The organism is Rhodanobacter sp. A1T4 (genome assembly GCF_014207185.1).
In the GTDB taxonomy this organism is placed as follows: Bacteria; Pseudomonadota; Gammaproteobacteria; order Xanthomonadales; family Rhodanobacteraceae; genus Rhodanobacter.
In genome coordinates, this window is sequence record NZ_JACHCP010000011.1 from 48,409 (window position 1) to 60,654 (window position 12,246).

General features: G+C 55.3%; 10 protein-coding genes and 1 tRNA gene. 9 read left to right on the plus strand and 2 right to left on the minus strand.

Annotated features, from left to right (window positions below):
* The first annotated feature begins 5 nt into the window (after positions 1-5).
* From HDE80_RS19635 to HDE80_RS19660, 6 genes are all read left to right on the plus strand, one after another.
* The gene (locus tag HDE80_RS19635; RefSeq protein ID WP_184673670.1) at positions 6-182 is read left to right on the plus strand and encodes a hypothetical protein; all 177 of its coding nucleotides are present in this window, start codon (positions 6-8) and stop codon (positions 180-182) included.
* A gap of 3 nt (positions 183-185) precedes the next feature.
* Positions 186-686: a regulatory protein RecX gene (locus HDE80_RS19640; RefSeq protein ID WP_184673671.1), complete on the plus strand. Its 501-nt coding sequence runs from the start codon at positions 186-188 to the stop codon at positions 684-686.
* An 85-nt stretch (positions 687-771) separates the two neighbouring features.
* Positions 772-3,399 carry an alanine--tRNA ligase gene (alaS, locus tag HDE80_RS19645; protein ID WP_184673672.1) on the plus strand — a complete coding sequence of 876 codons (2,628 nt, stop codon included), beginning with the start codon at positions 772-774 and terminating at the stop codon, positions 3,397-3,399.
* A gap of 273 nt (positions 3,400-3,672) precedes the next feature.
* The gene (gene csrA, locus HDE80_RS19650; RefSeq protein ID WP_184601337.1) at positions 3,673-3,876 is read left to right on the plus strand and encodes a carbon storage regulator CsrA; all 204 of its coding nucleotides are present in this window, start codon (positions 3,673-3,675) and stop codon (positions 3,874-3,876) included.
* A 73-nt stretch (positions 3,877-3,949) separates the two neighbouring features.
* Positions 3,950-4,042, plus strand: a tRNA-Ser gene (locus HDE80_RS19655).
* Positions 4,043-4,485: 443 nt separating this feature from the next.
* Positions 4,486-4,728, plus strand: coding sequence for a hypothetical protein (locus HDE80_RS19660; RefSeq protein ID WP_184673673.1), 243 nt, complete (start codon positions 4,486-4,488; stop codon positions 4,726-4,728).
* A 250-nt stretch (positions 4,729-4,978) separates the two neighbouring features.
* Here the strand turns inward: HDE80_RS19660 and HDE80_RS19665 are convergent, their stop codons facing one another.
* Positions 4,979-6,457: a YfjI family protein gene (locus HDE80_RS19665; RefSeq protein ID WP_184673674.1), complete on the minus strand. Its 1,479-nt coding sequence runs from the start codon at positions 6,455-6,457 to the stop codon at positions 4,979-4,981.
* A 1,062-nt stretch (positions 6,458-7,519) separates the two neighbouring features.
* On the opposite strand from HDE80_RS19665, the gene HDE80_RS19670 reads away from it, so the two are divergent.
* Together HDE80_RS19670 and HDE80_RS19675 are read left to right on the plus strand one after the other, a co-directional pair.
* Positions 7,520-7,765, plus strand: a complete 246-nt coding sequence (locus HDE80_RS19670; protein WP_255483985.1) for a helix-turn-helix domain-containing protein — start codon at positions 7,520-7,522, stop codon at positions 7,763-7,765.
* Positions 7,766-8,272: 507 nt separating this feature from the next.
* Positions 8,273-9,376: an inovirus-type Gp2 protein gene (locus tag HDE80_RS19675; protein WP_184673676.1), complete on the plus strand. Its 1,104-nt coding sequence runs from the start codon at positions 8,273-8,275 to the stop codon at positions 9,374-9,376.
* 64 nt (positions 9,377-9,440) lie between these two features.
* Here HDE80_RS19675 and HDE80_RS19680 read toward each other — a convergent pair whose 3' ends face one another.
* Positions 9,441-10,274 carry a hypothetical protein gene (locus tag HDE80_RS19680; RefSeq protein WP_184673678.1) on the minus strand — a complete coding sequence of 278 codons (834 nt, stop codon included), beginning with the start codon at positions 10,272-10,274 and terminating at the stop codon, positions 9,441-9,443.
* A gap of 880 nt (positions 10,275-11,154) precedes the next feature.
* Here HDE80_RS19680 and HDE80_RS19685 point away from each other — a divergent pair.
* Positions 11,155-11,913, plus strand: coding sequence for a hypothetical protein (locus tag HDE80_RS19685; RefSeq protein WP_255483986.1), 759 nt, complete (start codon positions 11,155-11,157; stop codon positions 11,911-11,913).
* Positions 11,914-12,246 lie beyond the last annotated feature (333 nt).

Below are 12,246 nucleotides of genomic sequence, written 5' to 3' on the forward strand. Positions count from 1 at the left end.
CACGCATGGCGACAATCGATCCACTTCAATACAGTGGCCGCACAGAAGTCGATATGACGGTGCGCGGACGCTTTTCGAGGATATTTTCTTACGGTGCTGTTATTGCTCTCGGGTTGGTTATAGGAGCATTTATCGGGATGATAGTGGCGTTTTTCCTCGACTTTATAAGCATCAGTTGCTGATGCATGAAACGCCGTCCCGGCTCCGATGATCCCGCCAAGCCCAAGCGCAGTGCCTATGACAAGGCGCTGGGCCTACTGGCGCGGCGCGAGCATTCGAAGCGCGAGCTGAAAACCAAGCTGCGCCAGGGCGGCTACGAAGGCGAGGAAACCACCGAGGCGATCGATCGCCTTGGTGAGCAGCAATACCAAGACGATGACCGCTTCGGCGAAGTGCTGCTGCGCAGCCGTATTGCCCAGGGTTATGGTCCGATGCGGCTGCGCGTGGAGCTCAAGAGTCACGGGCTCAGCGATGCCCGGATCCGTGAATTGTTGAACGACGCCGAGGTCGACTGGGTCGCTTCGGCATCATCCCAATTGCGCCGCCGCTACGGCAATGTGGGCGTATCCGATCCTGCTGAACGCGCCAAACGGGCGCAGTTCCTCTTGCGCCGGGGCTTTGACGGCTCCACAGTACGGAGTGTTACCCACGCCGACGTGGACGAAGCCGCCGACGACAGCCCCTGAGATCCATCATCCACCGATGATGCAGGGGTTCATCGCGTGGTTCGACCGGGGCGTGGCCTCCTGACCGATGGCCATTACGATCCGCATGAAAACCTCCGAAATCCGCTCGACCTTTCTCGACTACTTTCGCTCCAAGGGTCATACCATCGTGCCGTCCAGCTCGCTGGTGCCAGCCAGTGACCCGACGCTGCTGTTCACCAACTCGGGCATGGTGCAGTTCAAGAACGTGTTTCTCGGCAGCGAAAAACCTGGTTACGTCCGGGCAGCGGACGTGCAGCGCTGCCTGCGTGCCGGCGGCAAGCACAACGATCTGGATGCTGTGGGCTATACCGCGCGCCACCACACATTCTTCGAGATGCTGGGCAACTGGTCGTTCGGCGACTATTTCAAGCGCGACGCGATCCATTACGCGTGGGAGCTACTGACCGGCGTGTTCAAACTGCCGGCCAACAAGCTGTGGGTCACTGTCTATCAAACCGACGACGAGGCCTTCGATATCTGGAACACGCAGATCGGCGTACCGGCCGAGCGCATCGTGCGCATTGGTGACAACAAGGGCGCACCGTTCGCGTCGGACAACTTCTGGCAGATGGCCGACACCGGCCCGTGTGGTCCGTGCACGGAGATCTTTTTCGATCACGGCGCCGATATCGCCGGTGGCCCGCCCGGTTCGCCGGATGAAGACGGTGACCGCTACATCGAAATCTGGAACCTGGTGTTCATGCAATTCGATCGCGCGCCTGACGGCACGCTGAGCCCGCTGCCAGCGCCTTGTGTGGATACCGGCATGGGCCTGGAGCGTCTGGCCGCCGTGCTGCAGCACGTGCACTCCAACTACGAGATCGACCTGTTTGCGCATCTGATCGCTGAAGCCGGCAAATTCACCGGCACCAGCGACCTGGGCAACAAGTCGTTGCGCGTGATCGCTGATCACATCCGTGCCTGTTCGTTCCTCATCGTCGATGGTGTGCTGCCGTCCAACGAAGGCCGTGGCTACGTGCTGCGCCGGATCATCCGTCGCGCGCTTCGCCATGGCTGGATGCTTGGCGTGCGTGGCGATTTCTTCTGGAAGATGGTGCAGCCGCTGGTCGAGGAAATGGGCGAGGCGTATCCCGAGCTTGCCGCGAAGCAGGCATTTGTCGAGGACGCCTTGCGTACCGAGGAACAGCGCTTTGGCGAAACGCTGGAACATGGCATGCGCGTGTTCGACGATGTGGCGGGTAAATCGGGCATAACCATCCCTGGCGCCGACGCGTTTCGTCTCTATGACACTTACGGTTTTCCCGTCGACCTCACCGCCGACATCGCGCGTGAGCGCGGCCTGGAAGTGGACATGGAGGGCTTCGACAAGGCCATGAACGAGCAGCGCGAGCGAGCCCGCGCTGCCGGTCGTTTCGAGGCCAAGGGGCTCATGCCGGCAGATCTGGCGAGTCTGCTGAAGCCCACGATCTTTCTCGGCTATGACGCTCTGTACAGTGAGGCCAGCAAGGTCGTCGGCATCGTCCGTGACGGCAAGCAGGTCAGCGAGCTTGGCGAGGGTGAGGAGGGCTTGCTGATTCTCGATCGCACACCGTTCTATGCCGAATCGGGCGGGCAGGTGGGGGATACCGGCGAGTTGATCAATGCCGCCGGCCGGCTCGATGTGCGCGATACGCTGAAGATGGGCGGCGTGTTCTTTGGTCACGCTGGCCGCTGGCACGGCGCGCAGCCGCTGCGTACCGGTGATGTGGTCGAGGCCAGCGTAAATGCGGCACGTCGTCAATCGATCGTGCTCAATCATTCGGCCACCCATCTGCTGCACGCGGCCTTGCGCAAGGTGCTGGGCGATCACGTCACCCAGAAAGGCTCGCTGGTCGCGGCTGAGCGGCTGCGTTTCGACTTCTCGCACTTCAAGCCGATGAGCCGCGAGGAGCTGGCTACGGTCGAGGCGATGGTGAATGCCGAAGTGCGCCGTAACGCCGCCGCCGAAATCCATAACATGGCTTACGATGAGGCAATCGAGTTTGGCGCCATGGCCCTGTTCGGCGAGAAATACGGCGCCGAAGTGCGCGTGTTGAAGATGGGCGATTTTTCCACCGAATTATGCGGCGGTACGCATGTCAGCCGCACCGGTGACATTGGCCTGTTCAAGATCGTCAGCGAGGCCGGCGTGGCTTCTGGCGTGCGTCGTATCGAAGCGGTGACTGGCGATGGCGCCTTGGCCTACGTGACGGATGAAGAGCGTCGCCTCGGTGAACTGTCGCACCTGCTTTCGAGCAGCGGTGACGATGCGATCGAAAAATTGCGGCAGATCTTCGAGCGCCAGAAAAAGCTCGAGCGCGAGCTGGAGTCGTTGCGCAGCAAGTCGGCCGGCTCGGCCATCGCCGATCTTGCCGGTACGGCCCAGGACGTTGATGGCATCAAGGTCGTTGCGGCACGGCTGGAAGGTCTCGACGCCAAGTCGTTGCGCGATGGTGTCGATCAACTCAAGCAGCAACTCGGCGACTGCGTGGTGCTGCTGGCGGGCGCGGCCGATGGGCGCGTATCGCTGATCGCTGGTGTGCATGGCAAGGCGCTGGGCAGGATCAAGGCTGGTAGTGTCGTTGCCCATATCGCTGCACAGATTGATGGTAAGGGCGGTGGTCGGCCGGACATGGCGCAAGGCGGCGGTTCGGATACACCCCAGTTGCCTGCACTCCTGGCCGCCTTGCCGGCGTGGATTTCGAGCCAGTAAGTCGGCGCTGAGTTGCGGCGTGCCGCGCCCCTTGTCATCGTTCGGACGCATTGCGCGGGGGGGCGGCGCTCGGCTAGTATCAACGTAATGTGTACGCTGCCGGGGCAACGGTGGAGTCACCAGTCATGACAGCTAACCAGTGTCAGGGCTGTGAGCCGGGAAGGCGGAAGGGCCTTCGATGGATCAATCGTCGAACTGTGGATGGATGGAGGCTCAGGGGTGAGGCGCCCTCAATCCACAGGCCCATGACCAAACATTTATGGAGTTACAACCATGTTGATTCTGACCCGCAGGGTCGGCGAAACCCTGATGATCGGCGACGAGGTGACCGTCACCGTTCTGGGCGTCAAGGGCAATCAGGTGCGCATAGGCATCAATGCCCCCAAGACCGTCGCAGTGCATCGCGAAGAAATCTATCAGCGCATCAAAGGCGAAAACGGTACAGATAGCGCATCTGACGAAGCCGCCGAGAGCTGATTGACGATCAAGGCTTTACCTTGATCGCACCGATCGGTATCCTTGCCGGCTCTGCAGCAATGCGGAGAAATTTGGAGAGATGCCCGAGTGGCCGAAGGGGCTCCCCTGCTAAGGGAGTATAGGGTCAAAAGCCTTATCGAGGGTTCGAATCCCTCTCTCTCCGCCAGATATGCAACTAAGCCCCTGAAATATGGGGCTTTTTTGTGGGAGAAATTTATCTACCCATGAATCTACCCACAATGAACATGACCCTTGGGGTGTGTCGTAGCTGGGTTGGTGAAGCCTCCAGTCGGGCGAGTAAAAGGAGATGAAGCCGCTGCGGGAGGTATGGCGCTCAGCGGCTACCTGGTCGAGTGACGTCGTCGAGGTTGCGCGCCTGAGACGCGGTATCTCTTCCCGGGGCAGTTCGATGAACAGGCGATCCGTCTCGAAGTTGTAAAACCCCGGGGAATCCAGCGACTCAAAGCGAGCCAGCTGGATCCCGACCTCGTCACAGTAGGACTGCGCGAGCTCTTTTGCATAGGCTAGGTGGACGGCGTGCCAGTGGCAGGTATCTCTGACCCGATCGGTGAGACCGGGATTCATATCCCCTTGGTCGTTGGAGATGGCATGCTCTCGCACATCGACTTGCCGGCCCTTGGCACGACCTTTCCCATGCCGGTCTTCATCATCCAAGGCAAAGAAGACCTCCTCACCATGCCGACCGTGACCAAGGCATACTTCGACCGCATCAAAGCGCCGACCAAGAAATACATTCTGCTCGACAAGGTCGGCCACGACCCCAATCCGCTCATGGTCGATGCACAGTTCCAGGTGCTGAAGACGCAGATCGCGCCGCTGGTTCACGATTAGAGCGAACGAGTTCAGAGCCATAGCTAGAGCTGGCGCTGGATACTCCCTTGCTTAAGCGGACAGCCGAGTCTTCTTTGGGTCGACATGCGACCTTCAGTCGGATGGTCCGTTGGTTGGCGATGCCGGTCAAGTTGTGTTGCGCGCTTGGTCAGTTGTGCCTGCAATGATTGGTTAACAAGCTGGCAATCTGCGGTCTGGGAGTTGCTAGTTATCTCGTTCAGCCCATGGCTTAGCCAGCACGTTCTTTTACTCAGAGCACAAAGTTGTTGATGTGCCCAAAGTAACGCGGGTTGCAGAGGATCTCAACGGATTTCCCGTCTCGGACAATCCAGATTTTGTCTTGATTCTTCAGGCGTCGAAGCGCTGCATCCACACGGCCAGGGGATTTTCGCTCGGGGTATGGACCGCATCGCTGAAGTTCGGAGAGATTGTATTTTGCAACATCTTCGCGCTCCAGGTCCGTACGCTTACCGATGCGATCCCTAAACCAATGATCAAAGCGGGTCGCATCTGCTTGGTCTTGGGGCACCGGCACCGGTGGCGGCCTACAGAAAATGAGTTGATACTCGGCAATAAAATATTCGAGTACCTGATCAGCATTTTCAGCGTCTTCCAACGAAATTTCTAGTGTGTCTTCTCTGAGATAAGCGAATAGCGCAGCCAATCTAGCCATGTTGTCGGCAAGCTTTGACGCAACAGCTTTCATGTCACTAAATTCACCCAAGTCGCTGCAACCCGCCTCGATGTTGTTGAAGTAAATGATCCAGTACTTTTCGGCGTCGGGGCTAAATTTCAGAGTTTTACGCTCGAATCCGCCGTCGGTCACGGCTTTCCAGTTTTCAATCAAAACATGCAAGAGACGCTCATCGAACTCTTTCATGCCGTTGAAGTAGGGGAAACCCATATCAATGTAGCGGGTGCCCTGTGTCGAAGGGGGGTTACAAAATAACGGTCGTGCAAAGAGGCCCAACCCCAAGGCCTGCTCGCCCTTTTTGCGCATGAATTTCTCAAACGCACTAGCCTGAAGCATGACCATGATCGTCATGCTTGTTTGACTGATCGGTTCATCCCCGTAATCGGCTTCGTCGTCGACGCGGTCTGCTTTCAAAGGAGCTCCATCCCAGGCCTCAGTGAGTAGCGACAAATCTTGGAATGCTCGGCCATTTACCGGCTTCTCTCCTTCGCCAGCAATGATTCCTACAGATGGCCACTCTTTCACTGCTTTTGCCAGCCTCTCCGGGCTAACATCTTTGAATCGCATTTCGGGGACGAAAGGTCTGGGGATCTGCTTCTTAAAGTGCTCTTCGAGCTTCTCCTGCAATGATTCGGTCGGCGCCCCTTTTTTTGCGGCGACCTTTATTTCGTCGGTAATGGATTTTAGTTTAATTTTCCATACAACTTCGGCTGCCTTGCCGGCCTCCTTTTGCTCGGATGTTTTTTTGCGAACAAAACGGATAAATGTCTCGTGAACCGCAAAAGCCCCATCGATAAGTGCCGACTTACGCTCGCCTGATTCAGCGATCGCAAATATGAACAAGCCAACGGAGGATGGCTTGCATTTATACCGCTGCACGTTGATGTGTCCCGCAAAGGCCAGCGATAAAGAACCAAGAAGGGCAGCAAAACACAATTCGATAGGCACTTTAGTCTTTTCTTGCAAATCGAGTAAGGCGTCTCTCAGGATCAGTGGCAACGCATTGATCGGAAATTGTCGTGCGGAGCGGTACATGAATATCTCTAAGATGGATTATTTTAATTATTTATAAATTTGCTTCAAACAGGTTGGTAAACTTTCAATCCATGGATTGAAGGTCTCATTCGAACGTTGCAAATGTATTATTTCATCAAATTTAATGGTCTGCCAGATTTTATTATTTTAAAAATCGTACGATAAGGTTATTAATCGGTCGTTATCAGACATCTAAAGACGAAATGGGACAATGAAAATAATTAGCGAACTGGCACATTTTGGCCCGCTGCCAATGAGCAACGCGCAGCACGTGTTGGCGTCCGAAGTGGCATGGGGAGAGAACGCGCGTCAGACAAGCAAGATGACTCAAATCGTAGCGATGGTGGGGTGCCCGCTGTTTGGGTACCCGCAGTTTAGGCAGCGGGCAGAGGCGAACATGGAGGAATGTGGCGTGCGCCAACTTATCCCGCACGGTCGCCTTCACTGCGGGAATGCGCATAACGCGGCCGAGGGCCATCGGCAATTGATGCACGCCTTGCCAGTGTTGCGACGATTGCGAAGTTGCGACGATTAGCAAGTTCGCAATCGTCGCAAACGCTTCCACCGACGGTATTTGTCGAATCTCGTGGAATTCGAGATTGCGCTTTTGATCGTCAAGGGCTGTGGGCTGGCCTCTCGGGGTCTTGGGCCTGCCCGTTATCTCGTGCTGCCAAAGCCTGCTTCACACCTTTAGACGATCATGGGCACGCGACTGACAGCGCGTGCCGTGGGCTCAACAATTGCTCGATGAACACTCGAGCCATGCGCAGTCTTCGATGAAGGTATGGAGCGCTTTAGGTGTCGTAGAACCTAGCGGCTGTTGACCGCGCTGGTGGCACGTACACGATGATTTGGTGGCCAGACCCGGTCGTCCTCAAAGGGCCGGGAAACGCGGCGAGGCATGCGTTGCAGCCTGAACATTGGTTTAGAGCTGCGGCCGCTGAGCTCTGTTCTTTTTAATCATTTCCCTAGGAAATGAAATCCAATTCCTAGGGAACGCAATTCTCAACGATTGCGGCGTCGCCTAGATTCGGTCGCACCCCAACCAGAAGGACCGCGCCAATGTGCGATTGCAACTGTTGCAAGAAAGGCAAAGATAAGTACTACACCGTGGAACGCTTGGCTGACTATCTCGACATTGGTGTTTCGACGATCCATGACTATGTCAACCAGGCAGGCCCTCACCACCTGCCGGATTTTCCGAAGAAGGTTCTAGTGGGTATCAAAGCAGTGCGCTTCGACCCGGTTGACGTCGAAGAATACCTGCGTAAGCAGAAGGAAAAAGGGTTGCCGAAAGGGCGTCTTTGATCCGCCGTCTCCGCGATGAACCAAGAATGTGGAAAGCGCTAACCCGACAGGTGTCGGAACTGACGATACCGCCGTTCTACCGGAGGATTAATCGGTAACAGCATGGCTTTCAGGGTCTGCCTTTCAGGTTTAACCATGGTTACAGGCATTTGAGACAGCGGTAGTGGCGTAAATGTTATGGGGAGAGGGACTGTCCCTACGCGATACACGTGTAAATAATTTATTGATTGACATCATGTTGTGTCGAGGCGCCTCGATCGCATGCTTCAAAGCAATCAGTGCAACCAATGATGCGCAACCCACCATGACCCATGGCTCAACGTTCGTCTACGTCAGTAGATCGAGCGCTTGGTGCATCTTCGCGTTCGCGCAACGAACGCTTTAACCGGCAAGCAGAGAGGGGGAGAGTCGTGTAGCCCTAGCGCCGCGGCAACGGAAAGTTCGCCTCCAGAGCCTCAGAACTTCTTTTTGACCACCTAGGCCACCTACGGCACAGAGGTAATGATCATGTACGACAGTATTGAAGAGACTGACTACGCCTTAAGGAATTCAGCGGGTGGACCGGTGATCGTGTCACCGGATAGGCGTAATCAAACATCGTGGCAAGGATTCACGGACGAGTTCGACGTAGTAGGGGCCGGAACCCTGATCGATACCTGTATGGAAGATGTCATCTACTCAAAGGGAGATTTGTATTACGTAAAGCCCCATCCGGCGCACGGGTCGCTCTGGGCGTTCGCCAAACCGCTGGGTAAGCAACTCTTACGTCGCGTCAGCGACATACAGCGTGCGCATGCGCATTACCCATTGCACACCTTCAATCCGTACTTCCAGATGCTTGACCGAAATACGTCGGAGATCGGCCAGTGGGAGCTGCCGGAAGAGGGCAACCTGTTGAATCGCGTAGACCGCTATAACGAGGCCGTCCGGCGGATCCGCCAAGAAGGCAATGCCAAGGATTTCAGGTATTGGCTGCGGAGCCACAAACGGCGCTCAGCAGATAACCTAGTCAGTGTCTGTGAATACTTTCGGGAGGTGTTCGCCGTGTATTCAAAAATCCTAGTTCTTCGTATTGAGTTGAACTTTCTGGAGCAGTGGCGACTCCCGGGTACCGAGGACTGCGTGACCTATGCTGAGGTGAAGGAATACCGGGAGCGGTTCCTACGTGACCTGCGTAGAACATTGCCGGTTCACTACGTCGGGTATGTGTGGAAGCTGGAGTACTCCGTGCTCTCAGGCTTCCATGTGCACGTCATGATCCTGTTGGACGGACAGAAGGCCCGTCAGGATGTTGTCTACGCTGGAATCATAGGCGACCACTGGAGCAACGTCGTCACGGCAGGGAAGGGCTTCAGCTTTAACTGCAATCGCGATAAGCGGGCTTACAAGCGGCTTGGCATCGGTCTGGTTTGCCATGACGACTGGTTCATGCGCGGCAACATGGAGTACGCCGCGAGCTATTTAATAAAACCTGATATGTATATTGAACTGGTGATGCCAGACGGTGACAGGACGTTCGGAAAGGGTAACGCACCGGTTCAACTGGCTAATCGGCTCGGCAGGCCTAGGAACGAGGTCTTATTGAGCAAGAATGATCGAGCGAAGCCATAGATCCGATCAGATTTAATTTGGGTTGCATTGAAGGGAAGTATTTGTATTTTACAGCCATAGACGACTAGATCGGCTTGGTTCCCTTTACGTCATTAGCGATCTTGTTGATTTCTCCAGACGTAAACCATTTATCGATTGTAACCCTCAATTTCTCTGCATCGCGATTAATGCCCTTTTGGCTTGTTCCAATGTATTTTCTAAGGGACTCACTTTCGCAGTATGAATATAATTCGTCTTTAATCGCATCTAGCACGATGAATTTACTATTGCGCGGGTTATTAGAAAAGTAGCTAAAGATTAACTTCTTCGCATGTACCTTGGCACGGTTGGCCTGATTTTTGTTTTCCTGCATGGCTCCCTGAGTACGATGGTAGATGGTCGGAATATGCAGGCGCATCGCGATTCCCGTAGCAATGCCGCGGTACCGTTCCGCTTCTCCCCAGGCGAGCCAGGCATCGTCGTAGTTTGCTGTCTTTAACCCATTTTTCTTGGCTTGTAGGCAATACGCTATGGAAATCGCAATCGGCTTAGAGATATCTCCGCTGTTCATTTGTGCAGGGTCGGATGCCTTCCAGTCGTTGGCAAGGTCCTTGGCTGTATTGCCCGTTTCCAGGTACTTCTGGACACTATCTTCAATACTCTTAAATTCCTTCTCGGCGTCTGGACGCAAAGTGTCAGGGTACGAGCCAAATAAATTCGAGCCAGGGACTTTTGCTAGCGTGTTGCCGCGCATTTTGTTCTGACGTAGACCTAGATCCAGCGTGTTGATCAACATTTTCTGCGTCAGTTGGATGGCGTCTCGAAGTTTTGGAGAGCCAGTGAACTGGATGAATGGTGCATCAGTTGGCATCACAGAAAGAGTTCCTTGTGGTTTGAGCTCGTGTACCTCGAATTGCATCGTCTTTAAAGATCATGAGGTGGCTGAGGCAAGTAGACGTGCATTCTGGGAACGCGTCGCTGCGAAATGCAAGCGAGCTACGCGAAGAGTCTGGAAACCTGGCCATAAACTTTGGTCGTATGCACGGATGCGGAGAAAATTGACAGTGTTTCTTCTTACGTACGAGCTTGTAGGCTCGAAGTGGGTTGCGGCGGCGAAGGCTGACTAGCCAAGAGTCATCTGTCCGTATTCAATTTGGAGCCCACATGGGGCCTGATGACGCCCATAGAAAATTCACTGTGGGGGACGACGCTAGCGCTTCGCGCGCAAAATCCAGATGGAGGATTGGCCGCAGTGGACGCAGTGATGATCCAGATTCGACATCGGCATTCTACGCACGTGCGCTTTCCGTCGGAGCCAATAATTAATACATCGATCTGACGCCGGTCGCTTGGACTTTCTAGATCCGGAATGTACGCCTCCCATTTCCGCGTTCGCGTCCGCGCTCTGGAGCATCTGGGCGACGCGCTGATTTAGTTGTTCCAACGCACCGGGTTCAGTGGGCACGATATATTCCTTTCTGGACTGTCCTCTGGATCTTAAGCACCTTCCGCCTATGACTCAAAGTACTTGGTGGAACCGACGCAGAGCACCGCAACAATAAAAATCAAGAAGGCCATTACGTGAAAAGCGTGCACCCATGAGGGTGCACGCTCTTCTTTACGGCTACTTGAATTGTTCCATGGTGCTGCCTGGGGTGTTTTAGCGAGGTAAGGACCTACGCTGGCGCAACTGCGCCGACCATGTCCTCTCGAGGACCTCTGTCCGTCAATAAATCTACATAAGTTATTGATTTAACTAAATACATCTGTGAGGCAGAGCGGCTGGTATGCCATTGGGTATGCCGGCCGTTGTTGTTTCTGGTTCTATCTTGTTGAGCTTTGTTGGGCAGGCTTTCGTACCTGTTTCGCAAATGATGACGCCCGGCCAGCGAATTCTGTTTGGAGGACGTACTTGGCTCATTGAAGTCATCGACGAAGAACATAAGGCGATCCATGTCGCGCCCGCCAAGGGCGGCGCTCCCCCGCTGTTCAATGGAGGCGGCGGGCGCGTGCATACCCGAGTGCGGGAGCGCATGCGCGATATTTATCTTGCACAAGACACGCTTCCGTTCCTAGACCCTACGGCACAACGCTTCTTGGGAGAAGGCCGCGAGACGTTCACCACGCTGGCGCTGGCCGATCGCTTGCTGCTTGATCAGGGAAGCCACGCGATCCTGTTGACTTGGCTGGGCGACGCGGCCAACGAGGCAATCGCTTGCCTGCTCATGTCGCGCGGCCTGCGGGCATTCACAGGCAGGTTGGGAGTTGAGATCCAGCGCGCCAACCATAGTCTCGAAGAGATCGAACACTTGCTTGGTGGGGACATCGGTTCGGAGCCCGCGGCACCTGTGGACGAATTGCTCGCGAAAGCAAGCAATCTTGCCCGCGAAAAATGGGACGGATTGCTTTCGCCGCATCTATTGCGGCAAAGCTACGCCAGCTCCAACTTGGATCTTAATGAGGCTATGGCATGGCTTCGCATGACGTTTAAATCGCGGTCATATCAAGTCGGTAGCGACACTAAACTCTCCTGCGTGCCAAGTTCCTGCAACCGCTAAGAAAGGTCTGGACCACGGCCGAGATCGCCCCATACCAAGCCTCATCTGACGTCATTAACCACTCAGTGACCGGCCGCTTCAGCCCTCCAACTCCCCACGGTAGTTGGTCGCACCGGCCGGTGACTCGGCTACGAGCATTACGTGCTCGACAGATGGTTTGAACGCAAAGCGCACTTAGGCTTGCCGGAGTGGAGCTGCAGGTCGGCACCTACATGTCTACGATCCATTGCCCGATTCACGTAGTGCGTCTGAACCGGCAATCTTAGATTGCCACGTGAGTCTGGCCCGAGCCGACTAGGTGTCAAGGCATGCGCCGACCCAGAGTGTCTGGTG